Here is a 25,643-nt window from a genome sequence, read left to right as displayed (position 1 = left end):
TTACACACATGAGTATGATAGACTTCCTGAAATGTGGTGAGCTATAGTTCGTAGAGAAGCTACACGATGGAATTGATCTTACAATTACTGTTTGTAACGGAATTCTTAGATTTTATAAACCTTCGATAAAGTTAGAATTCCATTACAAAGGCGAACGCTGTCGCTTTTCCAAGTTCAAATCCAACGCTTCACTAGTACGAGCTATAAATTCAACACATTTCAGGAAGTGGGGAAGGAGTAGGAATCCGCGGCGCGGATAAATGCCATACTGCCCTCCACCTGATGTTTAAAATTGAATTTGTGCATTTACTAAGGACTTTGCAAAAACAACTACTAAATAAGCTTGTATTTTGTGCCCGCTAGCTGGGCGATCCTTTTTTTTATGATTAACGATAACAGAACTGCGTGTAAAAGTCCAAAATCCCATGCCGTAGCATCGAGCAGTTCATCCAGAGTCATGGTTCCCTGTTCGAGCAACAGTATGACACGGTTTTCCTCAGAAGTCTCACTTTCTGGCAATTTGGAGACCTCCTTCAGATTAGGACTCTGCTCTCTATTGTATGAAGAACCCCCCCTTGTACGCAAATCCGCTTCATACTCCTCAATAATATCCGAAGCTTCAGTGACTGTTTTGGCTCCTTGCTTAATCAAGCTCAGCGTGCCTCTACTCTTCGGTGACGTAATGGGTCCGGGAACAGCAAACACATCTCGATTTGCCTCTAGCGCAGCATCAGCTGTAATCAAAGAACCGCTTCTTGCATCTGCTTCGACGACAAGCGTTCCCTTCGTTAGGCCGGCTATAATCCGATTACGTTGTGGAAACATTCCCGGATGCGACCTTGTGCCTGGAGGATACTCTGATACGATCAAGCCTTTGCTAGCCAGCTCTGCAAATAAAGACGCATTTTGGGGAGGATAAATTTGATCGATCGCTGTTCCCAGTACACCAATCGTGTTTCCTCCCCGGCGCAGGGCTGTTTCGTGACAAATACTGTCAATGCCTCTCGCCAATCCGCTAACTATTGTAATCCCTGCATTACATAATCCCTCTGTTAGTATCTCCGCTGCTCTACGTCCATAAGCGGTGGGAACGCGAGTTCCTACCATGGCTACAGAACATGTATGCAAAAGTGATTTATCCCCTATTGTATACATTACCCAGGGTGGATCAACTGTTTCCTTCATTAATAGGGGATAATCCTCGTCCACATAAGTTACCGTTCCAATATCACCGGATTGGACTCGCTGATATCGTTCATGCACCCATTCTTCATCGTAACACTGGGCCGCAATGCGTGCCTGAGCAGGGCTTAACCCTATCTCAATCCATTTTTGTTCGCTAAAATGCAGTAGCTCATGCAATTGATAGTCACTCGACCAAATACGCTGGATTGTTTTTCTTCCGATTCCCTCTAACTCATGTAAGCCTAACAAAAGCCATCTTTCTTCCAAACTATGGTTCCCCCATTCACGGAAGAGTGAACCCTCCCTTATTTTGTGGCACAATGAGTCATTTTGCAAGCGTTTCCCTGATAAGCCTGTCTTAACGCAAAAAAAGCAACCTTTTCATCCCCTGTTTCAGAAGATAAAAAGGTTGCTTACCTTTCTTTCATTATACACTAGCCTGCGGCAAATTTCGATGCGTTTTATGGCCTGTATATTAATGAAGGAACACGATTTAATGTGTCGTGCACAAATTCAAAATACCACGTGCTTCCAGCACACTTACCAGTGTCGAGCCCATTTCGGAAGGAGTCGGTGCCACCTGGATCCCGCAGGCTTCAAGCGTGGCGATTTTCTCTTTAGCCGTTCCTTTTCCGCCAGAAATAATGGCACCAGCATGCCCCATCCGTTTGCCCGGAGGCGCAGTCACACCGCCGATAAAACCAACCACCGGCTTCGTCATATTGTCCTTGATCCACTCAGCAGCCTCTTCCTCGGCTGTACCCCCAATTTCTCCAATCATAATGACAGCGTGAGTGTTGGGGTCCTCATTGAAACGTTGCAAAATATCAATGAATTCCGAACCTTTAACGGGGTCACCGCCAATACCAACAGCGGAAGATTGTCCTATACCCCGGGTCGTTAACTGATGCACTGCTTCATAGGTCAAAGTGCCACTACGTGACACAACGCCTACATGACCTGGTAGATGAATGTAACCTGGCATAATACCGATTTTACATTCTCCTGGTGTAATAACACCTGGACAGTTAGGGCCAATCAGAACGGTCTTTTTACCTTCCATAAAACGTTTGACCCTAATCATATCAAGCACCGGAATGCCCTCCGTGATACAAATCACGAGATCTAAATCCGCATCTACAGCCTCCAAAATGGAATCTGCTGCAAAAGCCGGTGGCACGTAAATCACGCTCGCTGTTGCGCCAGTAGCTTCCTTGGCTTCGCTCACTGTGTTAAACACTGGCAATTTGACCTGTTGTCCGTTCTCCAGTGTAATTTCTACCTCGGTGCCCCCCTTACCTGGAGAGGTGCCACCTACCATTTGTGTACCGTAATCAAGTGCACCCTTGGCATGAAACAACGCCGTTTTTCCCGTAATCCCCTGTGTAATCACCTTTGTATGCTTATCGACCAAAATACTCACGATCTTCACATCCCCTATCGTTTATTCGGCATATCGGAATGCAAACAGGCTATTGAACAAGTTCGACGATTTTTTGGGCGCCATCCGCCATAGAATCGGCTGCCACGATATTCAAACCGGATTCCGCTAAAATCTGTTTACCGAGCCCAACATTCGTCCCTTCAAGACGGACAACAAGCGGACGAGTCAGCCCCAACTGTTTGGCAGCCTCCACGACGCCGTTCGCAATGATGTCACACTGCATAATTCCGCCGAAAATGTTCACGAAAATACCTTCTACCTTCGGATCGGACAAAATGATTTTGAACGCTTCGGTTACCTTTTCCGTCGTCGCACCGCCCCCCACGTCTAGGAAGTTGGCCGGATCGCCACCGTAATATTTGATAATATCCATGGTTGCCATCGCCAAACCCGCACCATTGACCATACAGCCAATATTTCCATCCAGAGCAATATAGCTTAGATCGTATTTAGATGCCTCAATTTCCTTCTCATCCTCTTCATCCAAATCACGCAATTCCAAAATATCCTTGTGACGGAACAACGCATTAGAATCAAAATTCAGTTTGGCATCCAACGCCAGTACATTCCCATCACCCGTAACGACTAAGGGATTGATTTCTGCAATCGAACAGTCCTTGTCCACAAAAGCTTCGTATAGCGCCAGCATAAACTTGACTGCTTTGTTTACCAGTTCATTAGGAATATTAATGTCATACGCCAACTTACGGGCCTGATACACCTGAAGCCCAATCGCTGGATCAACAACCGCTTTAAAAATCTTCTCCGGAGTGGCTGCAGCCACCTCTTCGATTTCCGTACCGCCTTCTTCTGAGGCCATCATTACGATACGTCCAGTCGCACGATCTACGACAACACCGACGTAATATTCTTTACGAATATCGCAGCCTTCCTCAACCAAAAGGCGTTTGACCTCTTTACCTTCAGGTCCGGTCTGATGCGTCACCAGCACCTTACCCAAAATTTCAGCAGCAAAAGTCCGCACCTCATCCAAACCTTTGGCAACTTTCACGCCACCCGCTTTACCGCGTCCACCAGCATGAATTTGTGCTTTTACCACCGTAACAGCGCTCCCAAGCGATTCTGCCGCAGCAACGGCTTCCTCCACCGTATAGGCAACCTTACCGTTCGGTACAGCCACTCCGTACTGTTTCAATACTTCTTTACCCTGATATTCATGGATATTCATTCTGGAATCCTCCTATCAACATGACTGCAACAAGGGCGGTTCACAAGGAAATCTATACTAAACCTACATCATTGTAACATGTTTTTAAAACGCTTTCCTTATAATTTAACCTTATGAATTACAGTATTTTGATATCATTATCATTCCCAAAATCGAATGTTTGGATATTATTGGATATTATACATAATACAAATTCACACAAAAAAAGCACCTCTACAACATGGGATTACCTAATCCGCATTAAGAGGCACTTTTTTCTTCAAACATGATTAAGTATTTTTTTTCAGTGAAGATTAACTCATGCCGTAAGATTCGCAAGAGCAACTGAAATTACCTTATGATTTTTCGATTTGTACATTCGCTTGATGAACACGATCGAGCAGATCATTGAACTGGAGCAGAAGCGACCCAAATTGATCACGGGTCATACTTGTTTTTTCCTGGATGCATCCAGGTACAGACAGAGCTTTGTCCCGTAATGCGCTTCCCTCTGTCGTCAAAGAAATCAGCACCTTACGCTCATCCTGAGTGGAACGCTTTCGATCGATAAGCCCGGCGTTCTGCAATCTCTTCAATAGCGGAGTTAATGTGCCGGAGTCCAAATATAGTGCCTCACCTAATTCCTTCACTGTACACTCTTCACGCTCCCAGAGCACGATAAGTACCAAATATTGCGAGTACGTCACACCGAGCTTTTCCAGATAAGGCTGGTATAGCTTCGTAATCTCTCTGGAGCATGCATATATGGCAAAGCATAACTGATTATCAAGTTTCAACGCTGTACCTTCAATAGGATTGTTTTCCATGCTGTCTGATCACCTACTTTCGTCATTATTTTAGCACATTATATAATAAAATACATGCTAATTGCACAAAATACTTTACAAACAATAATTATTTTGATAAATTAAATTGTGTAAAATATAAATTGAGCGAGAGGCCGTGATTAGATTATGATGACCATTCAACAAAAAATGTATGAAACAACAGTAAAAGCGGTTGGTGGACGTAACGGTTATATCGAGTCTTCTTCCCCCGAACTTCGTTTAGATATTGATACTCCAAAAGAAATGGGCGGTGCAGGTGGTGCAGGTACGAACCCAGAACAATTGTTCGCAGCAGGCTATTCCGCTTGCTTTGACAGTGCCTTAAATATGGTTGCTCGCATGCAACGTGTTAAACATGAAGGTACCGAAGTCACAGCTACGGTCCATTTTGGCAAAGTCGAAGACGGCGGCTTCGGAATCGGAGTAAACCTCGACGTTCTGGTCAAAGGCGTTGATCATGAAACTGCGGTAAAACTGGTGGAAGGCGCACATGAACAATGTCCATACTCCCGCGCTACCCGCGGTAATATTGAAGTGAAGCTGAACGTTTTGTAACATAGAGTTAGAATGAATTTCACAACAAGCCCCTGAACCGTATTGGTCGAGGGGCTTGTTGTTTTTCCATCAAGTAACATGGGAGATGATGCATAATCGTATATACGAAATTGATATACTCATAGTATAATCACTATTGTCATAATCTTTTTTGCTTCTCTAGGTCTTTTTGCCTGGAGCTTTTTTTTGTCCTTATTTCCGTTTTCTCTCGTATACATATCCTTTGGAAAAACTTTTTCATAAAAATGATCGTGCTGTATCTGCTAATTTTATCGCCTTTTTACATTTCGGGAAAATTGGAATTTGCTCTATCCATCTGGCGGTATTGAATAGCTTCAGCCACATGTGAAGTCGTAATTTTCTCTGACTCATGTAAGTCTGCAATGGTGCGGGACAGCTTGAGAATTCGATCATACGCACGCATGCTTAAACCAAGTGCATCCATCGTCTGGTCAAGCAACTCCGCTGCATTTTGTTCTAATACCGCATATTTACGCAGCAGCTGACCGGACAGCTCACTATTCCATGAAAAAGGAAGCTTGCTGTATCTGCGGATTTGTATTGCTCGAGCAGCCAACACCTGCTTTCTCATATCAGCAGACGACAGTGATTCTTTTTCCTCCCGCCAATCCTTCGGTTGTGATACCTCAAGCTGAAGATCAATTCGATCCAGCAATGGACCGGAAATACGTGAGCGGTATCGAGCGACTGCTGCAGGTGAACAGGTACAGCGTTGATGTTCCGTGTTATTGCCGAAAAAGCCACAGTGACACGGATTCAAAGAAGCTGCAAGTAAAAAATGCGCCGGATACTTAAACACTGCACGTGAACGACTGATTGTAACATGGTGGTCTTCCAGAGGCTGCCGCAGCACTTCTAGCACATGACGGCTAAACTCAGGCAGTTCATCCAGAAATAAAATCCCTCGGTGTGCAAGACTGATTTCTCCTGGTTTGGGTATGCCTCCTCCGCCTACCAATCCAGCAGCAGAGATCGTATGATGAGGCGAACGGAAGGGACGAACATGCATGAGATGGGGCGATGACTCCTTCCATTTTCCTGCTGCGCTGTATACCTTGGTCACTTCTAGCGACTCCTTTTCAGTCAAAGGCGGCAGGATAGAGGACAATCTGCGGATGAGCATCGTTTTTCCAGCACCCGGCGGCCCCATAAGCAAAATATTATGCATTCCTGCTGCAGCAATAACTAACGCACGTTTGGCGTGTAGCTGACCCAGCACATCGCTGTAATCCTCCATATTACTGGCTAGTTCCTCTTGCTCGCACAACGCTATATGCTCTGCTTGGGATAAATGGTCATAGGAATGGATTATAACTTGTTTACTGGCAGTACAATTTTGATTGGTCACTTGGCCGTCCGGGGTGCCTTGTGCATGCTCATTAACCGGGATAAGATCCACCAGATGGCGTATAGCGTAAATACGTATATCCGCAATTAGACGAGCCTCGCTTGCGTTTTCTTGAGGAAGCAGCACGGAATCGAATCCTTCTCGCTTGGCCAGATCAACCATAGACAACACCCCATTTACAGGACGAATGCTGCCATCCAGTGCCAGCTCGCCAATAAACAGCGTTCGTTCCCCTACTGGTAAAACAACCTGTCCGCTGGTTGTCAGCAAGCCTAAAGCGATAGCAAGATCAAAAGATGAGCCTTCCTTACGCAAATCTGCAGGAGCTAAGTTAATCGTGACACGCTGGGACGGATATTTGAAACCGCAGTTTTTGATTGCTGCTCTCACACGCTCTACTGCCTCTCGAATCGCTGAATCCGGCAATCCGATAATTGCGGTCTGAGGCAAGCCATTGGACAAATCAGTCTCAACTTCGATCAGAACGCCATCTATCCCATATAGACAAGCTCCATGTAATTTTCCATACATATCAAAAAAGCACCTCTCCTCATATTGAAATGTCCCTCTCGGGAATCATTGCCTATATGAAAAAAGGTGCTTCCAAATTTTCATTTATTGCAAATATAATGTTCGTAATTTTAGCTCTGAACATGCTTTCAAAATTCTTGACTAAGTTTATCTAACGAAAGATTATTTGTCAAACAAGGTCAGCTTATCGGCTGCCGGAGTACGTGGCCTTGATTCTGGGATAACGTCAGGATAGCCTGCATATATCATTCCTATTACCTTCTCACCCGGTTGAATTCCCAAGTGCTCACGGAACTTAGGCGAATACAAAAATGGCTTTGTCACCCAAAACGTTCCAATTTCTTTGCTCCATGCGGCAAGCATAAAGTTTTGTACAAGCGCACTGACCGCTGCAAAATCCTCATCCCAAACCGCTTGACGCGGATCTTCTTCCATCACCACTAAAAGCTGAATCGGGTTGTGCAGAATTCCACTTTCAAACTTGTTGTCTTTACCAATATCGGCTGCAATGGCTTTTGCAAGCCTTTTCCGTCCTTCACCAGCAAACAACAAAAAACGCCACGGCTCACGCATTTTATGATTAGGAGCCCACACAGCGACGTCCAACAGTTCTTTGATCGTTTCTACCGGAATGGAGTCGGATTTAAATCGTTTAATCGTTCGACGTTCCTGAATTACATCTATGACATGTTCACTAAAGGTATGCTTTGTCACGTAAATCCTCCTTCACAGGTACAACTTCTCGATTATTCATTTTAAGATGAAAATGATAACTATTCTCAATAAAATATACCTGTAGCTTTCCTTCATGTCAACCTGCACATTTGAATTCAGTCCCGCACTCTTACCTTCGCGAAAGCTCTTACTCTTTTAAAATGCACCTATTAAATGGTCCGTAACAACTGCCTTTTCGTCAGTTAATTGTACAGAAATCATGTCGAAGCGGATCGGAGCATCTCCAATCCCATTCATATGCAAATATACAGCAGCTGTTTGGCGAACTTGGGCTATTTTACGCGTAGTAACTGATTCTGCTGGCGTTCCATATTTGGAGCTACTACGACTACGTACCTCAATAAACACGAATGTATGCTCCTGCTTGGCAATCAGATCTATTTCACCACTGCGGCATCGCCAATTACGCTCTATGATACGGTAACTCAAGTTTTCTAAAAACAAAGCCGCTGCCTCTTCGCCCATCGCTCCTTTGGCTTTCCGTTGATCCTTGCCTCCAGCCTTCATCTCATTCCTCATCACCAGTCATCCCTTGATGCAAGTCGATCCATTTGATAAATATAGGTAAGCACCTCTGCCACCAACTGATAGAGCTCAGCAGGGATTTGTTCGTCCAAATCAAGTTTGGATAGTACTTCAACCAGCGCAGCGTCCTCCTGTACCGGAACACCATGTTCTTTAGCTTTTTCTAAAATGCTATCCGCAATACGGCCGCTCCCTTTGGCAACGACAATCGGTGCTTCGCTCTCACCAGGCGTATATTTAAGGGCGACCGCCTTCTTTATGGAAGGAGAAGGAGGCTCCAACGGCTCTTTCATATTTTAAGATCGACTCCTTTATACGGCTGAGGTACATAGCTTTGTACTTCAGAAGAGACGAGGCTGTTCTGTTCAGTCCTTATGGGCATGGGCTCGGTACGAAGCGATAGAAGTTGGTATCCTAGTGACTCCAACGCTGTGTGAATGGACTCACGCCCACTGGTTAACAACGAAGCCGCCCATTCATGATCATTATGGAGCTTGACACTTACAATCCGATCTACAACCTGGACATCTACCAGGGTCGGTCCAAGCCCCTTCATGTCCAAATCAAACCAAAGACGACAGTTGGAGGCGTCCAGTTCTCCCCGTTTGCCGCGGCGAGACTGAATCTGGATCGTAGCTGTTTCACGACCGTCCGGTCCAACGAACGGTATAAACATGTGTACTTGTGCAAAAGGCGCCGTTCGGTCTGTATTGAGCAGCAACTGCTGACCTGTCAGGTGCTGTACAACCTGCTGAGCCGCCTCTTTCAAAGCGGGCGGCAGGTCGTCACTGCTCATCAGCTGGAGCAGCGCACCTTTTACGGTGGCTGCGTCTGCTGACACTGTGTCGCCTGACGTAGCCGCTAATCCCGGCAGTGTCTGGGGCATTCCCTCTGGCGACTCCATACGTGCCGTCGCCCCTTGCGCGACCTGTGTAGTCGCGCGGTGCACTTGCTGCTCATGCTCTGCACCGAGCAGCTTCAGTACGCGGCCCACCCACGGATCCTCCGTGGGGGTGAGCTGCGGGCTGGATGCCGCAGGCTGTGAAGCAGCGGCATCCGCAGTCCGCGAGGCGCCAGCCGCCGGCTGCGCTACCTCTCCCGTGGACTGGTCTGGTGCAGCCGTGCTCAGTTCGGGTGGCACGGCTGCACGCAGCTCTTGCAGCAGGAGGCGCAGCCGCTGGAGCGGCGCCTCTGGCGCAGTAACGTTGTTCGCCGCGGATGGTAGCGTAGAGCCAGCGGCTTGCTGTGCGGAAGGACGGTCTGCCATGACTGCGTTTAAGGCAGACTTCGTCCCCGTAGGCTCTGCCGTGGCCGGAGTTGGAGCACCATCGGCATCCTTAAGCTGCGTACCTGCCGCAGTAGCTTGCTGTTGTTGCTCCGCTTTGACGCGGGAGCCGTTTAATGCATCAGCAGCGCCCGATTCAGACGCATTGGCACCAGCATCCAATACCACTGGCGCTCCTCGCCCGCTAACTGCTTGCGGTTCTTCTGAAGCAGTCCCGTTGGATGCAAATGCAGTAGATCCCGCCGAAGTATCCGAATCTGTAGCCAAAACACTCGCTTCGCTTACTGTAGCAGCGAGATTGGCTGCCTGAGTCCCTTTTAACAATTCCTTGCCACCTGTGACTTGTTGTCCTGTTTCTGCCTGTTTTGTAGCAGCAGAGGCAGAAGCATCCTTGGACAATGTTAAAGCTTGGCCTTCCTGTCCATCTGCAATCACCACAGAAGAAGTGCCTGTTGGACTAACTGACGTTCGGTCAGTGCTTTTTATTGTGGCTGCTTCCCCTACTGAACGGTCAGTAGGCGTTCCCTGTCCTTGCTGCTTTAACACCGCTTCAAGTTCTTGCTCCAGCGAAGACAACAGATCATTTAAAGGAGGCCCAAACATCGCTTGACGCAATCCGTTTATGCTTTCTGCCGTCAATGGAAGTCCCCGCTGAAAAGCAACTGCCGCCGCCTGCACAAACGTTCCCAACTGTACATTGCCACTTTGCTTCGCCATAGCTTCTCGCAAAGAAGCCGCATTTTCAGATGTCAACGGCACACCATTCTTTTGCATTGCCTGTATAAGCTCCCTGTTCTGAGCTGTATCCGGCAGTCCCACCGATTCCAATACATCTGTCAGCGCTACGGTTTGCTGTGGTGTATTGGCCACATCGTTCAAAGGTTTAAGCACCGTCATTCCGCTGGGGGAAGCCGGTTGAACCTGAAACGTTGTAGTCTGCCCAGGTTGAAGAGGGGTCTCCAGCTTTGCCCTGACCTGAGAACCTTGTATTTGCAATACAGCCTCGTCGCCGTCCTCAGACACCTTTAATACGACTCCTCTTACGACCTGGCCTGGCTGCATATCAAGTTTTTTTGCCTCTCCCGCCTTCACATCTCCAAGTAATCCCCGAAATACAGATCCGATGTTCATATCGCCCCTCCTCTCACTCTCCCCCTACTCAAAAGGGGCTTATGGTATTAGTTATCCTTTATATCGGCATTGTCCCGATTCATAATAAGTAATCACAGATCAAACAGCGTCGGTTGCTCCGTCAACAGATTTCCCAGAAAGCTGCGTCTATGCATCTTTGTAGGTCCTAGCGCCAAAATTTGTTCCCTATGCAACTTGGTAGCGTAACCTTTATGTATACCGATCCCATATTCCGGATACTTCGCATCCCATTCACCTTTGCACAGTCGATCACGGGTTACCTTGGCGATGATAGAGGCCGCCGCAATAGACTGACTGTTCGCATCTCCTTTAATAATAGAGAGCTGAGGAATAGGCACATCTACCTTTTCTGCATCCACCAGTAAATAATCAGGAGACACATGTAAAGCCTCAATAGCCTGCTTCATAGCCAAACGAGCTGCTTGCTTAATATTGATATCATCAATCGTCTGCGCATCTACATAGCCAACTCCTACAGCAATGGCCTTCTCCATAATCAGCTCGTAGTACGCTTCTCTCTTCTTATCCGTCAATTTTTTGGAATCATCCACACCTTCCAGTAACTCACCCACTGGTAAAATGACTGCTGCGGCCACAACATCACCAAACAGACATCCGCGACCTACCTCGTCAATTCCTGCAATCCGCTCACAAGACTGCTCCCAGCATTTTTTTTCATAATGTAGCATGTCCTTCACTACAATCTCTTTATCTTCCATATTCAATACCTGCCCATCTATATGTAGTTTAACGCGTCATTCATGCCGTAGCTCTAGCGATTGAATTCAGCTTACCACAGACCTTCATCGTCCAAAACCCTTTTCTAACTGCCTTCAAATACCAAAAAAACCTTCCTCCTCTCCGGAGAGATGGGGAAGGTTCTTCCTTGCCACAAAGTGCTATGTTCTGTATCGGTGTACCTGTAGAATCAGTAAGGAGCTTCCAGACTGAACCGTCCCAGCTTCCCTGCACGCAGCTCACGCAAAATGATTTTTGACGCCTTTTCAAGATCCACACGTCCGCCGCTAACAATACAGCCGCGTTTACGTCCGATCGCTTCCATGACGTTGACAATTTCATCAGGATTTTCTGTATCTTCAGGACGTTTGGTGAGCTCAAAGCGCTCTGCCATTACATCCCAATAGTACTGGACCAAATATTTAGTCGCAAAAAAAGCAATATCCTCGACATTCAGAATTTCTTCCTTGATCGCACCTGTAACAGCCAGACGATAGCCTACATTCTGATCCTCGAATTTAGGCCATAGAATACCTGGTGTATCCAGCAATTCAATTTCACCGATCTTGATCCACTGCTGTGCCTTCGTTACCCCTGGACGGTCACCCGTAGCTGCAATATTACGTCCCGCCATTCGGTTGATCAGTGTCGATTTACCGACATTCGGAATACCAACAATCAACCCACGCATAGGACGCGGGTTCATTCCCTTCCGAATCTGCCGATCTATCTTTTCCTTAAGCAACAGCTTAGCCTGAATCGGGATTTCTTTTAGCCCCGTTCCAGTTGTGGCATCTACTGGTAAGGCCACATGCCCCTGCTCCTTAAAGTAGGCAATCCATTGCTGTGATACTACGGGGTCCGCCAAATCTGCTTTATTCAATATAATCATTCGCGGCTTGCCTTGCAAAATATCATCAATCATTGGATTTCGGCTGGAGAGCGGCAATCGAGCATCAATCAGCTCAATAACCAAATCAATCAGCTTTAATTTTGCTTCAATTTGGCGGCGCGCTCTGGTCATGTGACCAGGAAACCATTGAATCGTCACCGTCATCACCCCATTGTGCGTAACTCCAACTTTTACCCTTAGGCTCTTAGTTAGGATTACGGCAGCTATGCTGCTTATTAGTTATTCTAGTGGTTAATCCACTGCATATCTTTCGCCGGCCAGAAAATAACGTCAGCCCGACCCACGACTTCTTTCAAATCAATATATCCGATCATCCGACTGTCTGTACTATTGGAACGGTTATCTCCCATTACAAAAATATGCCCAGCCGGAACTTTTCCATCCTTAAACTTCTCATTTGGAAAATTTGTAAACTTGTTGTAAAGCTCGCCATTTTGATGCGCTTCTTCCAAAGGAGCTTTCAGGTAAGATTCCTGAATCGGCTTGCCATTTACTGTAATTGTGTCACCTTCTACCTTGACCGTATCTCCTTCAACGGCAATGACGCGTTTGATAAAGTCTCTTCCTTCCTCCGGCACATGAAACACGATCACTTCGCCTGGTTTAGGGGCACGGAAATCATACAAAATCTCATTCACAATGACGCGTTCTCCGGTATGAAAGTTAGGCTGCATCGACGGGCCATCCACAATAAACGGCTTAAAGAGAAGCCAGCGGATTAAAAAGACAAGCACTAACGCAATAATGATGGCCTTGAGCCACTCAAAAATCTCATTTTTTGGTTTACGCTTGGGCGTACCATCCTGATCAGTTGGCTGCTGTACAGCTCCTTGTCCTACTTCTTGCTCCATAGCTCACTGTCCTCTCTTTACGGTCAATAATCCACAGTTCCCTATGTACGTAGAAAAAACGAAAGGAGCTTGTAACCAAGCCCCTTTCGTTATTCGTTGTATTAACGACGAATTTCTTTAATTCTCGCTGCTTTACCGCGCAGTTCACGAAGATAATAAAGCTTCGCACGACGCACTTTACCACGGCGAGCCACGTCGATTTTATCGATTTTCGGGGAATGAAGCGGGAAAGTTCTTTCCACACCTACACCGTAAGAAATTTTACGAACTGTAAAAGTCTCACTGATTCCACCACCACGGCGTTTAATTACAACACCTTCAAACAACTGGATACGCTCACGAGTTCCCTCAATAACTTTCACGTGCACTTTCAAAGTGTCACCAGGACGAAAGTTAGGCAAATCTTTACGCAGTTGTTCTTCAGTGATCGCTTGGACGATATTCATCTATGACTCCCTCCTTCCGTACAGGTGTTCATGCTTCTTCTGGAAACACAACCGTTTCCTTCATCATCCACAGAGGACCACCGTATTACACACAACAGATGTATTGTATCATGGAGGATACCGCATTGCAACAACAAAAAGGGATTTGACCAAACATTATTTAATTGACTTTATTATAGAACAGGTCACTGCCTGCTTTCAAATCCACTCATGTTTAAAGCGTTTTAATGCTTGTCTTCCAAAAAGTCAGCTTTGCGTTGCTCCTCAATCCACACGCGCTCCTTGCCTGTCAGTTCAGCTTGTACCAATAGATCCGGTCGGCGTTCCATCGTGCGACGTAACGCCTCTTGTCGTCTCCAAGAATCAATATTGACGTGATGCCCTGACAGGAGTACATCGGGGACTTTCCAGCCCCGAAACTCCGCAGGCCGGGTATAATGGGGGTACTCCAGCAGCCCCGTACTAAACGAGTCCGTTACCGCACTCGTTTCGTTCCCCAGAACTCCTGGTAGCAATCGTGTCACACTGTCAATGACGGTCATGGCTGGAAGCTCACCACCAGTCAATACATAATCTCCGATAGAAAGCTCATCCGTCACCAAGTGCTCTCGAATACGCTCATCATAACCCTCGTAATGCCCACATATAAAAATAAGATGGTCCTCTTTGGCCAGCTCTTCCGCTTTCTTTTGCGTAAAAGTCTCGCCTTGTGGACACATCAAAATGATACGCGGAGATTTTATGTCTGTGTTACGTTCTACCCCTTCAAGTTGGTTAACTTCATCGGCAGTCTCTAATGTTGGTTGCTCTGATTTATCCAACAGCGCTTCCACAGCAGCAAAAATAGGGTCAGGCTTCAAAACCATGCCACCCCCACCGCCATAGGGCGTATCATCCACTTGTCCGTGTTTGTTGCCGGCATACTGACGAAAATTAACCGCTTGCAGTGATACAATTCCCTTATCCCTTGCTTTTCCCAGAATGCTTGCATTAAATACTCCATCAAACATCTCTGGAAACAGGGTCAGCACATCCACCCGCATTACAGCAGACCTTCCATTAACCGTACCGTAACTCGTTTTTCACGCACGTTTACATCCAAAATAACATCTTCTATATACGGCAATAGCAGTTCCTTGCCTTTAGGCATTTTGACTACCCATACGTCATTGGCTCCCGGAGTCAAAATTTCCTTGACCACGCCGAGCTCATTTCCGTCCTCGGTCACCACTTCCATGCCGACTACTTCATGAAAATAGAATTCATTTTCTTCCAATTCGCCTAACCGCTCAGCAGATACCTTCAACAATGTACCTTTATATTTTTCAACTTCATTAATATTGTGATATTCCTTAAATTTAGCGACAACCATATTTTTTTGAAAACGCGCTGTTTCAACAGTTACGGGGATCGGTGCTTTACCTTCAGCCGGAACAATCAAAAGCTCACTGCCTTTTGCAAAGCGATCCTCTGGAAAATCTGTCGTCGTTAATATTTTTAGCTCCCCACGGATTCCATGAGTGTTCACAATTTTTCCGACATTAAACAATTGTTGCATCGTGTTCCTCCTGCTTGTAATCGGTCCCGCTCCATATACATCTTCATCATGTACGAAAAAGGGTTAGGACATACATCCTAACCCACTTTCGTATATCTTTAAGATATGATGTCTACGGTAACCCGTTTATCCATCTTAACGGCTGCTGATGCAACCACAGTGCGAAGCGCCTTGGCGATACGACCCTGCTTACCAATGATCTTGCCTACATCCTCAGGATGTACACTAAGCTCATATACAACAAGCCGATCCTTCTCCAAGGTCTTCACGGTTACATCTTCCGGATGATCGACTAAAGCCTTAGCAATGATTATCACTAATTCTTCCATGGTTGACCCTCCGTATCAGCACCTTATTTCTGTAGTTTAGACTCATGAAACTTTTTCATTACGCCCGCTTTGCTAAGCAAGTTACGGACTGTGTCGGATGCTTGTGCACCATCTTGCAACCATTTCAGCGCTTTATCTTCATCAATTTTTACAACCGCTGGTACTGTGATTGGGTTGTAGTAACCGATTTCTTCGATAAAACGACCGTCACGCGGGGAACGAGAATCAGATACCACGACGCGATAGAAAGGAGCTTTATGTGCACCCATACGTTTCAGACGAATACGAACTGCCACGAAAATTCACCTCCTTCAAAAAGTAGACTGTATATTGTTATCCATAATTCCAAGGGCCTATTGGCCTTAGCGGAAAGGAAACTTCATACCTTTACCCATACTCTTCAACTGCTTCATAGCCTTGTTTTTGCCACCCTTAGGTCCCATCATATCTGAGAACTGCTTCATCATGCGACGCATTTCGTCAAATTGCTTTATCAGACGATTTACCTCAGCCAGTGATGTTCCACTGCCTACAGAAATACGTTTGCGACGGCTATGATTAATCATGTCTGGGTTTTGCTTCTCCTGTGTGGTCATAGAATGAACGATAGCCTCAATTCGGCCCATCTGTTTGTCATCCACTTTGATATCTTTCATTTGCTTCATGTTGCCCATACCGGGAATCATATCAAGAATCTGGTCGATTGGGCCAAGCTTCTTAACTTGATCCATTTGCTCCAGAAAATCTTCGAAAGTAAACTCGGCATTACGCATTTTCCGTTCCATTTCCTTCGCCTTATCGGCGTCGATATTGGACTGCGCTTTTTCAATCAGGGACAACATGTCACCCATACCTAAAATCCGTGAAGCCATCCGTTCAGGATGAAACGGCTCCATCGCATCCAGCTTTTCACCCAATGTAGCAAACTTGATCGGACATCCCGTTACAGCTTTAACCGATAAAGCTGCACCACCACGAGTGTCGCCATCCAGCTTTGTCAGTACAACTCCCGTTAACTCTAGGCTAGTATTAAAGTGCTCCGCAACGTTAACCGCGTCCTGCCCCGTCATGCTATCTACAACCAGTAAAACTTCATCCGGGTTGACGTTGGTATGAATCCGGCGCAACTCTTCCATGAGCTCTTCATCAACATGAAGACGACCGGCAGTATCTATAATAACGTAGTCATTTCCATTATCCTTAGCATGCTGCAAACCCTGTTTTGCGATTTCCACTGGGCTTGTCTGATCTCCCAGAGTAAATACAGGAGTATTAATCTGCTCCCCAAGAACCTGAAGCTGCTTGATCGCGGCTGGTCTATAAATATCACCAGCTACAAGCAATGGGCGATGATTTTGCTTTTGCAGCAATTTCGCCAGTTTACCAGATGTCGTCGTTTTACCTGCGCCCTGGAGACCCACCATCATAATGACCGTAGGCGGTTTGTTTGCTTTGGCAAGCTTGGCCTGACTGCCACCCATCAACTCGGTCAGTTCCTTGTTCACGATGTCGATGATGACCATGCCTGGCGTAAAGCTGTCCATCACTTCCTTACCAACGGATTTCTCCTTTACCTTGGCAATAAAGTCCTTTACAACCTTGAAGTTAACGTCCGCCTCAAGCAAAGCTAATCGTACTTCGCGCATCGCCTGAGCTACATCATCCTCAGACACTTTTCCTTTACCGCGCAGTTTACTGAATACATTTTGCAAGCGAGTCGATAATCCTTCAAATGCCATACTTTCGCACCTCCTTGTCTACCAGGGTTGTTTGTTCTTAATCTATATGTCCTACAGTTCCTGCAGGCGATTTACAATTTGATGGACATGTTGCAGAGTGCCTTCATCGGACTCACTGATTTTACCGAATGCCTCATACAACGTCTTATTTAATTCATCGAGATCTTGGATTCTGCGCTCATACTTACTTAGCAAACCAAGCTTTTCCTCGTACATTTCCAATACCTGTTCAGCACGTTTAATATGTTCATATACTGCCTGACGGCTAATTTGAAATTCCGATGCAATTTCCCCTAAAGAAAAATCATCATGGAAGTAATATTTTAAAAACATCTGTTGCTTCTCTGTAAGCAGAGGTTCATAGAAGTCAAACAGTCGGTTAATCCGGTTTGTCTTTTCCAGCCGATTCTCCTGACTCATCTTGTATACCTCCATCGTCAAGGAAAAACACTTTACAGTTCTTTTCAACGTTCCTTATGATACCTAAAAGAAAAGAAGATGTCAAGCGTTATCCCTTGTCATACAAAAAAAAGCCGATCCACTGTCCTTAAACGGAAGTACGGATCGACTTTTTACCCATTGTTACTTAAACCCTTACCGGAGTAAGATACAGCAGAACAGCCAGAAAATGAAGTATGCTGCCTGCCAGAACAAACAGATGCCAGATCGCATGGTGATATGGAAATGCCCGCCACACATAGAAAATCGTGCCCAACGTATACATAAGGCCACCTACGAACAATAACGTCATCCCTCCGGCGGGAACAGTCGCAACCAGAGGATTCCAGGCAATGGTGATGAGCCAGCCCATCACAATGTAAAACACGGTAGACATAAACAGGAAGCGCTTGGTGAAGAACGCCTTGAACAACACACCGAACAGTGCAATCCCCCAAATCACTCCAAACAGTGTCCATCCCAGAGTACCTCGCAGTGCAACGAGCATAAACGGGGTGTAGCTACCTGCAATAAACAGGTAAATGCAAGAATGATCGAATATTTCGAACAAATCCTTCATTTTTCCTTCACGCAGGCTATGAAGCAACGTTGAATTGGTGTACAACAACAGCATCGTAATCCCGTAAATCGTAAAGCTGACGACATGCCAAGTGGTTCCTTTCATGCTAGCAAAAACAATAAGCAACACAAGCGCTGCCACGCTTAAAACGGCTCCAATTCCATGTGTAATGGCGTTGGCTACTTCTTCCCGTCGGGAGTAGGTATAGGTGTTTGCCATCGGTTTTTCACCCGGCTTCCTGATTTATATTTTACATACAAGATACATTACATATACGACATCGACAGACCTCTTGCTTTCATTATACATCTGGGCAAACTTGAACAGCAACAGGATGGCTACTTAGTTATCCCAAACGTAGCATGAAAGCCCACTTTAAACGTATCAGTTCTGTTCTTCCTCGCCTGTAGCAGTTGCTTCGACCGTCTCTTCCTGAATCAACCCCGCGAACAACGCATGAACGAATTGCTCGGAATCAAACGGTTGAAGATCATTCACTTTTTCACCTAAGCCCACCAGCTTAACAGGCAAATTCAGCTCCTGACGGATGGCCACAACAATCCCGCCCTTCGCTGTACCATCCAACTTCGTTAGTACCAGCCCGGTTACACCGCTTTTCTCACCAAACAGCTTGGCTTGGTTAAGTGCATTTTGTCCAGTCGTCGCATCAAGTACCAACAACACTTCATGAGGAGCATCTGGAATTTCGCGTTGAATCACACGGAAAATTTTGTTCAGTTCCTCCATCAGATTGCTTTTATTCTGAAGACGTCCTGCGGTATCACACAACAAAACATCCACTTGTCGCTGCTTGGCAGCCTGTACGGCATCAAACATAACTGCAGCCGGATCGGAACCGGATTGCTGCTTAATAACCTCTACACCTGCCCGCTCGCCCCATACCTCCAACTGTTCGATCGCACCCGCCCGGAACGTATCTCCGGCAGCCAATAATACTTTTTTTCCCTCTTGTTTAAAACGATGAGCTAACTTGCCAATGGTTGTCGTTTTGCCGACGCCATTGACTCCCACGAATAGAATGACTGTAATTCCGTCAGGACTCATTTTGAGCTGACTGTTGTCATTCCCCCGCAGCAACTCGGACAGCTTTTCCGACAATACAGGCTGTAATTCGGATGCATCCTCAATTTTGCGCTTTTTCACTTCTTCTCGCAGGTCTTCAATGAGGTTCATAACCGTGTTGACGCCTACGTCCGCTCCGATCAGAATTTCTTCCAGTTCCTCATAAAATTCCTCATCAATCTTTTTACGGCGAATCATCAAGTCCGTTACTTTTTCAACAAAACCTTTACGCGTTTTTTCCAAACCATCTTTGAACTGTTTTGTGACCGATTCAGTTTTGTTTGCAATGCTTTCCTTCAATTTCCTAAAGAAACTCATGGATTCCCTCCGTTGGTCTGAAAGTATGTTGTTTAATGTCAGGCAATCTCAGCTTCATCGTTGTCCAGCTTGACAGATACGAGTTTGGAAACCCCGCCTTCCTCCATCGTAACCCCGTACAGCACATCAGATTCTTCCATTGTGCCCTTGCGGTGTGTGACTACAATGAACTGTGTCTGCTCCGAGAATTCTCGTAAATACTGGGCAAAACGCACCACGTTTGCTTCGTCCAATGCAGCCTCTACTTCATCGAGTACACAGAATGGAACAGGTTTAACGTGTAAAATGGCAAATAGTAACGCCATCGCTGTTAACGCACGCTCACCGCCCGACAGTAGCTGCAAGTTTTGCAGTTTTTTGCCCGGTGGCTGAGCTACGATGTCAATTCCCGTCTCCAATAAGCGTTCCGGGTCAAGTAACACGAGATCAGCACGTCCGCCTCCGAACAGCTTGGAGAATACCGTTCCAAATTCGCGCCGAATAGCATCGAACGTAGTCTTAAAGCGTTTGGACATTTCTTCATCCATTTCACGAATAACCTGATAAAGTGTTGTCTTGGCCTCCACCAAATCAGACTTTTGCTCATCAAGAAACGTATAACGCTCATGCACACGCTGGTATTCATCAATGGCGCCCAGGTTCACCTCACCCAACGCGGAAATACCACGTTTGAGCCTTTCTACCTCGCTCTGCGTGCCTTCAATATCTTCCGGTATAGGGTAACGCTGCTTGGCTAACTCATAGCTGAGTTCATAATCATCACTTAATTTTTTCAGTACGTTTTCCAGCTCCACATCAAGCCGATTTACTCCAATTTCCGTTTGACGAAGCAACTCCTCCACTGACTTGAGCTGAATTCGCTGTTCTTTCGTGTCGTTCTCAGCCACTTCAAGCTTTTTGGACAAGCTACTGCGTGCAGCCCGCTTGAATTCCAGTTGTTGTGCAGCTTCTTCTTTTTTCAAACGGTATTGATTGAGATTTTCAATCTGTTTCACAGTCTCCTGCTCATTGGTCAGCAAATCTGCTTCAATGGAAGCTAGTAAGGTCTTGTTTTGTCTCGAATCCTTACCAAGAGTATCATAATCCCCACGCAATCTGCGCAACTGCTCTTCCAATGAAAAGCGTTCCTGGTCCAGCTTTCCTTCTCTTACTTTGAGATTCGTGAGCTCTCCCTGCAACTGCTCTTTGGCAGATTCGTTGGCTTTACGGGCGAATTCAGCAGCGTGAATGGCCTGATGCGTTTTCTTTTCTTCTTCCTCCAGCGCAGCTAACTTTACCAACGCTTCTTCCCGGGAAGTTTCCAGCTCCTTGATTTCCTGATCAAAGCCCTTTTTCTCCTGACCAGACGCAGCGACCTGTTCCAGAACATGACGAAGTTCATGCTCCAGTTGTTTGAGCTCCATAGCCATCTGCTGCTCTTCACCACGCTTCACATCACCGCCCTGACGTAGCTCGTCCAGACGGATCTGTGTCTCTTCCAACTGGCGTTTGGTATCTATTGCACTCTGGCGCAACCTTGCAATTTGCTGCTCCGTATCTACAATGTCTTGATCCAACTGATCCAACTGACGTTTGCGTCCAAGCAGATTAGCATTTTTCTTGAACTGGCTTCCCCCAGTCATGGAACCCCCTGCATTGACAACATCGCCTTCCAAAGTGACAACGCGGTATCTATATTGGCAACGAGCCGCAATACGGTTTGCGTCTTCCAACGTACGAGCAATGACCACATTCCCCAAAAGACTGCCTACAATTCCGGCATATCGATCATCATACTGAACAAGATCTGCACCGATCCCGACAAAGCCTTCGGCTCCTTCTGCAATTTGGCGTTCTCCCGCGCCGATTTGACGCGGGCGGATAACATCCATAGGCAAAAATGTTGCTCTGCCCAGTTGACGTTGCTTTAGAAAACTAATTGCCTGTCTGGATACGGATTCATTTTCCATCACAATATGCTGAACTGAAGCACCCAAAGCGGTTTCCATCGCCTGCTCTAAATGCTCAGGCACCCGAATCAGCTCTGCTACCGCTCCATGCACACCGTGCAAGGTTTCTTTTCGTGCAGCCTTCAATACCTCTTTAACTCCAAGCATGAAGCCGTCAAAGTCATCCTGCATTTCCTTCATTGTATCTCGCCGTGAAATTTGAGCCTCACGTTTTTGTTCCCATTTACGAACTGTACCCTGGTTTTCTTCCAAAAGTTTTTGCAGGGCCTGGTACTTTTCACTTCCCTGAATATAGCCACTACGCAAACTACTGATTTCCTGCCCCAGCTTCTGAACCGCAGCTTCCAATCCCTTTTTGCGCTGTTCAAGTTGTACTTTCTGGGCTTCCCATTTGCCGGATTCGTCACTTACACGAGTCACACGCCGTTCCAATGCTTCCTTCTGTTGGTCTGTATAACGGATTTCGTTACGCGCCTGCGCCATCTGATTCATCAGCTCCAGCAGACCACCCTTTAGGCTTTCTTCCTGCTCCTGGCTGATTCCGCCTGTAACTCCAATCAGTTTGGCCTCTTCGTCAGACAGCCGTGCACGCAACTCGTCAAGCTCTACATTCAGTGCAGACAGCTTTTCGTTCAGCTGATCCAGTTCACTCTTGCGCTCGGAATGCCGTGATTCGCTTGTGCTAAGTGATAAGATCAGCTGTTCCCGATTAGCCGCCAGATTGCGTGTGCGCTCTTTGAGCAATTCGCCGTAGCCCTCACTTTTCTCCGTCGCTTCACTGTATTGCAGCAGATCCCTTTGCAACTGTTCTACCTGCTCTTCCAGCTGGCGTAATTCGTTGCGGTCGCTTTCCAGCATCGCATCATGGCGGGAGACCACCGTAGACAACTGAAGTTGCTCCTGCTGCAGCAAAGCTAATTTGGAAGTCGCATCGCTCCACGAAGTATGAATTTGTTCAATTTGATGGACGTACATAGAGATTTCTTTTGATTTCAATTCACCGCGTAGCTCTTTAAAATGAATCGCCTTTTCAGACTGCTCCTTAAGCGGTCCAATCTGATCTTCCAGTTCACTAACTAAATCGTGAATACGCAGCAAATTTTGCTCCGTCTCATCCAGCTTGCGAACCGCATCTTTTTTACGGGATTTATATTTTACGATACCCGAGGCTTCCTCAAAAATACCTCGACGATCCTCAGATCGAGTACTTAGGATTTCTTCAATGCGTCCCTGCCCAATAATGGAATAAGCTTCTTTACCAATCCCTGTATCCATAAACAGCTCTGTAATATCTCGGAGTCTGCATGATTGCCGATTAATGAAATATTCACTATCCCCACTTCGATGTACACGTCGCGTTACCGTGACTTCACCAAAATCCAGAGGCAACGCCTGATCTTCATTATCCAACGTAAGCGATACTTCACCGTAATTAACAGCCTTACGAGCATCACTACCTGCAAAAATAATGTCCTCCATTTTGCCGCCACGCAGTGATTTGGCACTCTGTTCGCCCAGCACCCAACGAATCCCGTCGGAAATATTACTTTTTCCGCTTCCGTTAGGTCCGACGACTGCCGTAATGCCGCGGACAAATTCCATTTCCGTTTTATCTGCAAACGATTTGAAGCCCGCCAGCTCAATGCGCTTTAAAAACATGCTCAATCTCACCTCTAACATTTCAAATATGCTTGTACAACACCGTTTACCTGATTGATATGAATTATCCCTATTGTAGCATAAACTAGCTTGTTTAAAGCACAGTACCAACACTCACATTACACCAGCAAAGCCACGAAAAAAGAGCAAAACGCAGTCCATTCGCCATTACGGACCGGGACTCCCCGCGGACTGCCCTTTGCTCTTACTTTGTGCCCCCTGCTTGCGTAACCCGTCCGGGCTGCTCAGGTACCGATTACGATTCTGCCAGCTTCAAACGGTTTAAAGCTACTGCCGCCGCTTGCTGCTCAGCTTCTTTTTTGGAGCGCCCCGTACCTGCCCCTAGCCGTTCGCTGTCCATATATACCTCGGCTACAAACTCGCGCTCATGGGCTGGTCCGCGCTCCTCTACAATCTTGTATTCAAGCATCCCCATGTTATGATGCTGTGTCAGTTCCTGAAGCTCTGTTTTGAAATCACTCATCTGAAGTTTACCATTTAATACAATTTGAGGAAAAATATAATGTTCCAGAAACGAACGGACGGCCTCCAGACCCTGATCCAAATAAAGCGCACCTACGAACGCTTCGAATACATCAGCCAACAGAGCCGGACGAGTACGTCCACCTGTCAACTCTTCACCTTTTCCAAGCAGCACATATTGCCCGAACTCAAGCCCGACAGCAAACTTCACCAGAGAAGGCTCACAGACAATAGCTGCACGCAGCTTGGTGAGTTCGCCTTCGGGTCGGTTAGGGTACTGATTGTACAATTGCTCGGACACCGTCAGTTCCAGAACAGCGTCACCTAAAAATTCAAGACGCTCATTGTCTGCATGCTGACTGAACCGATGTTCGTTTACGTAGGAAGCGTGCGTAAAGGCCTGCTTCAGAAGCTGCCGATTGTTGAATTGAATATGAAGTTTCTGCTGTAATTGCTTCAAGTCTCCACTCAACGAACTGACCCCTTATGCTTCATATTTTTTTAGAATAACCGTAGCATTGTGACCGCCAAAACCAAAGGAATTGGACATAACCACATTCAGTTCCGCTTTTCTCGGCTTATTAGGTACATAATCAAGATCGCATGCCGGGTCTTGATTATCCAAATTAATCGTTGGCGGAATCGTCTGATGCTGAAGGGCGAGACCACAGATCACGGCTTCAACGCCGCCCGCTGCACCCAATAAATGCCCTGTCATCGACTTAGTTGAGCTGATCGCTACCTTATAGGCATGATCTCCAAGCGTTTTCTTAACTGCTTCCGTTTCGGATTTATCACCGACTGGCGTAGACGTACCATGTGCATTGATATAATCAATCTCTTCAGGATTCAATCCGGCATCACGGATCGCCATTCTAATGCAGCGTGCCGCTCCCTCTGGATCAGGCTCTGTCATATGATGAGCATCGCCAGAAAGACCGTAACCAATCACTTCACCGTAAATACGCGCACCACGCTTCAAAGCATGATCCAACGATTCCAGAATAAGAACACCAGAGCCTTCACCCATAACAAACCCGTCTCTTTCGGTATCAAAAGGGCGGCTTGCCTTTTCAGGCTCGTCGTTACGCGTGGACATCGCTCGCATGGAACAAAATCCAGCCATACCAATCGGACGAATAGTCGCCTCAGCTCCTCCGCAAATCATGGCGTCTGCGTCACCACGCTGAATCATGCGGAAGGAATCGCCAATAGCATGACTGCCCGTGGCACAAGCCGTAACTGGTGATGTATTTGGGCCTTTAGCACCGAGCGAAATCGACACTTGACCGGAACCCATATTAGCAATCATCATCGGGATGAAGAAAGGGCTTACGCGTTTAGGTCCTTTTTCAATCAGTGCGTTGTGCTGATCTTCCCAAGTTCCCAATCCGCCAATACCGGAACCGACAGATACACCAACACGCTCAGCTTCCGCATTTTCTCCGATTACAAGTCCGCTGTCCTCAAGCGCCAATTTACTAGCAGCAACCGCAAACTGCACAAAGCGGTCCATTTTACGCGCATCCTTACGTTCAATATAATCCTCTGGATTAAAATCTTTAATGGAAGCGGCTATTTTCGTAGTGTACTCACTTGTATCGAAAGCTTCGATTTCACTGACGCCGGATTTTCCGGCCATCAGATTATCCCATAGTGTGTTCAAATCCTGTCCCAGCGAAGTGATTACACCCATTCCTGTTATGACAACACGTTGTTTCAAAGATAATCACCTCTATGTCTACTGCATATTGTATTTTAA

At 46.4% G+C, this 25,643-nt stretch carries 24 protein-coding genes and 1 pseudogene; 1 reads left to right on the top strand and 24 read right to left on the bottom strand.

Translation table 11 applies throughout. The features are described from left to right. Nucleotides 1-333: 333 nt before the first annotated feature. The 4 genes from dprA to NSQ57_RS09710 all read right to left on the bottom strand — a co-directional run bounded on the left by dprA (nt 334) and on the right by NSQ57_RS09710 (nt 4,624). On the bottom strand, nt 334-1,452 hold the full coding sequence (gene dprA, locus NSQ57_RS09725) for a DNA-processing protein DprA (protein WP_342425955.1): 1,119 nt from the start codon (nt 1,450-1,452) through the stop codon (nt 334-336). A 226-nt stretch (nt 1,453-1,678) separates the two neighbouring features. Then, nucleotides 1,679-2,608, bottom strand: coding sequence for a succinate--CoA ligase subunit alpha (gene sucD / locus NSQ57_RS09720; protein ID WP_029516983.1), 930 nt, complete (start codon nt 2,606-2,608; stop codon nt 1,679-1,681). 49 nt (nt 2,609-2,657) lie between these two features. Then, nucleotides 2,658-3,818: an ADP-forming succinate--CoA ligase subunit beta gene (gene sucC, locus NSQ57_RS09715; RefSeq protein ID WP_029516982.1), complete on the bottom strand. Its 1,161-nt coding sequence runs from the start codon at nt 3,816-3,818 to the stop codon at nt 2,658-2,660. Nucleotides 3,819-4,153: 335 nt separating this feature from the next. After that, the gene (locus NSQ57_RS09710; protein ID WP_029516981.1) at nt 4,154-4,624 is read right to left on the bottom strand and encodes a MarR family transcriptional regulator; all 471 of its coding nucleotides are present in this window, start codon (nt 4,622-4,624) and stop codon (nt 4,154-4,156) included. A gap of 147 nt (nt 4,625-4,771) precedes the next feature. Here NSQ57_RS09710 and NSQ57_RS09705 point away from each other — a divergent pair, with 147 nt between their 5' ends. Beyond that, on the top strand, nt 4,772-5,200 hold the full coding sequence (locus NSQ57_RS09705) for an organic hydroperoxide resistance protein (protein WP_013309874.1): 429 nt from the start codon (nt 4,772-4,774) through the stop codon (nt 5,198-5,200). Between the two features lie 280 nt (nt 5,201-5,480). On the opposite strand, the pseudogene NSQ57_RS09700 reads toward NSQ57_RS09705, so the two are convergent. From NSQ57_RS09700 to fabF, 20 genes and pseudogenes are all read right to left on the bottom strand, one after another. After that, nucleotides 5,481-7,118: pseudogene (locus NSQ57_RS09700) on the bottom strand (YifB family Mg chelatase-like AAA ATPase); the annotation flags it as partial. A 144-nt stretch (nt 7,119-7,262) separates the two neighbouring features. Further along, the gene (locus NSQ57_RS09695; protein WP_029516979.1) at nt 7,263-7,814 is read right to left on the bottom strand and encodes a nitroreductase; all 552 of its coding nucleotides are present in this window, start codon (nt 7,812-7,814) and stop codon (nt 7,263-7,265) included. Between the two features lie 156 nt (nt 7,815-7,970). Beyond that, a complete protein-coding gene (locus NSQ57_RS09690) occupies nt 7,971-8,354 on the bottom strand; it encodes a YraN family protein (RefSeq protein WP_029516978.1) in 384 nt (127 codons plus the stop codon). Next, nucleotides 8,354-8,653 (bottom strand): EscU/YscU/HrcU family type III secretion system export apparatus switch protein, encoded by a 300-nt coding sequence (locus NSQ57_RS09685; protein ID WP_023988176.1) that lies wholly within the window; start codon nt 8,651-8,653, stop codon nt 8,354-8,356. Before NSQ57_RS09685 ends, NSQ57_RS09690 begins: the two co-directional genes overlap by 1 nt. Beyond that, on the bottom strand, nt 8,650-10,776 hold the full coding sequence (locus NSQ57_RS09680) for a DNA ligase (RefSeq protein WP_342425954.1): 2,127 nt from the start codon (nt 10,774-10,776) through the stop codon (nt 8,650-8,652). The genes NSQ57_RS09685 and NSQ57_RS09680 overlap by 4 nt, the downstream gene beginning before the upstream one ends. A 92-nt stretch (nt 10,777-10,868) precedes the next feature. After that, a complete protein-coding gene (locus NSQ57_RS09675) occupies nt 10,869-11,516 on the bottom strand; it encodes a ribonuclease HII (RefSeq protein WP_081112524.1) in 648 nt (215 codons plus the stop codon). 209 nt (nt 11,517-11,725) lie between these two features. Further along, entirely contained in the window at nt 11,726-12,586 is an 861-nt protein-coding gene (ylqF, locus tag NSQ57_RS09670; RefSeq protein WP_029514994.1) for a ribosome biogenesis GTPase YlqF, read from the bottom strand. Nucleotides 12,587-12,672: 86 nt separating this feature from the next. Next, the gene (gene lepB / locus NSQ57_RS09665) at nt 12,673-13,299 is read right to left on the bottom strand and encodes a signal peptidase I (RefSeq protein ID WP_025721709.1); all 627 of its coding nucleotides are present in this window, start codon (nt 13,297-13,299) and stop codon (nt 12,673-12,675) included. Nucleotides 13,300-13,400: 101 nt separating this feature from the next. Next, nucleotides 13,401-13,745, bottom strand: a complete 345-nt coding sequence (gene rplS / locus NSQ57_RS09660) for a 50S ribosomal protein L19 (RefSeq protein WP_010346403.1) — start codon at nt 13,743-13,745, stop codon at nt 13,401-13,403. A gap of 224 nt (nt 13,746-13,969) precedes the next feature. Continuing rightward, a complete protein-coding gene (trmD, locus tag NSQ57_RS09655) occupies nt 13,970-14,788 on the bottom strand; it encodes a tRNA (guanosine(37)-N1)-methyltransferase TrmD (RefSeq protein ID WP_340955197.1) in 819 nt (272 codons plus the stop codon). After that, the gene (gene rimM / locus NSQ57_RS09650) at nt 14,788-15,303 is read right to left on the bottom strand and encodes a ribosome maturation factor RimM (RefSeq protein WP_013309864.1); all 516 of its coding nucleotides are present in this window, start codon (nt 15,301-15,303) and stop codon (nt 14,788-14,790) included. The genes trmD and rimM overlap by 1 nt, the downstream gene beginning before the upstream one ends. Before the next feature lie 98 nt (nt 15,304-15,401). Next, nucleotides 15,402-15,632, bottom strand: a complete 231-nt coding sequence (locus tag NSQ57_RS09645; protein WP_013309863.1) for a KH domain-containing protein — start codon at nt 15,630-15,632, stop codon at nt 15,402-15,404. A 23-nt stretch (nt 15,633-15,655) separates the two neighbouring features. Further along, nucleotides 15,656-15,928 carry a 30S ribosomal protein S16 gene (rpsP, locus tag NSQ57_RS09640; protein ID WP_013309862.1) on the bottom strand — a complete coding sequence of 91 codons (273 nt, stop codon included), beginning with the start codon at nt 15,926-15,928 and terminating at the stop codon, nt 15,656-15,658. A 66-nt stretch (nt 15,929-15,994) separates the two neighbouring features. Continuing rightward, nucleotides 15,995-17,371 carry a signal recognition particle protein gene (gene ffh, locus NSQ57_RS09635; RefSeq protein ID WP_029514997.1) on the bottom strand — a complete coding sequence of 459 codons (1,377 nt, stop codon included), beginning with the start codon at nt 17,369-17,371 and terminating at the stop codon, nt 15,995-15,997. Nucleotides 17,372-17,422: 51 nt separating this feature from the next. Continuing rightward, nucleotides 17,423-17,791, bottom strand: coding sequence for a putative DNA-binding protein (locus tag NSQ57_RS09630; protein ID WP_029514999.1), 369 nt, complete (start codon nt 17,789-17,791; stop codon nt 17,423-17,425). A gap of 166 nt (nt 17,792-17,957) precedes the next feature. Further along, complete coding sequence (locus NSQ57_RS09625; RefSeq protein WP_025721713.1) at nt 17,958-18,608, bottom strand: hemolysin III family protein; 651 nt, start codon at nt 18,606-18,608, stop codon at nt 17,958-17,960. Between the two features lie 165 nt (nt 18,609-18,773). Continuing rightward, nucleotides 18,774-19,790, bottom strand: coding sequence for a signal recognition particle-docking protein FtsY (ftsY, locus tag NSQ57_RS09620; RefSeq protein WP_025721714.1), 1,017 nt, complete (start codon nt 19,788-19,790; stop codon nt 18,774-18,776). Nucleotides 19,791-19,828: 38 nt separating this feature from the next. Continuing rightward, on the bottom strand, nt 19,829-23,398 hold the full coding sequence (gene smc, locus NSQ57_RS09615; protein ID WP_340885080.1) for a chromosome segregation protein SMC: 3,570 nt from the start codon (nt 23,396-23,398) through the stop codon (nt 19,829-19,831). Between the two features lie 256 nt (nt 23,399-23,654). Then, a complete protein-coding gene (gene rnc / locus NSQ57_RS09610; RefSeq protein ID WP_029515003.1) occupies nt 23,655-24,353 on the bottom strand; it encodes a ribonuclease III in 699 nt (232 codons plus the stop codon). A 12-nt stretch (nt 24,354-24,365) separates the two neighbouring features. Beyond that, nucleotides 24,366-25,604: a beta-ketoacyl-ACP synthase II gene (fabF, locus tag NSQ57_RS09605; protein ID WP_029515005.1), complete on the bottom strand. Its 1,239-nt coding sequence runs from the start codon at nt 25,602-25,604 to the stop codon at nt 24,366-24,368. Between the last annotated feature and the right edge of the window lie 39 nt (nt 25,605-25,643).

The organism is Paenibacillus sp. FSL L8-0502 (genome assembly GCF_038593055.1).
Classification (GTDB): Bacteria; Bacillota; Bacilli; order Paenibacillales; family Paenibacillaceae; genus Paenibacillus; species Paenibacillus polymyxa_D.
The sequence above is the reverse complement of the archived record's forward strand: the minus strand, read 5'-3'. Positions and strand labels throughout refer to the sequence as shown.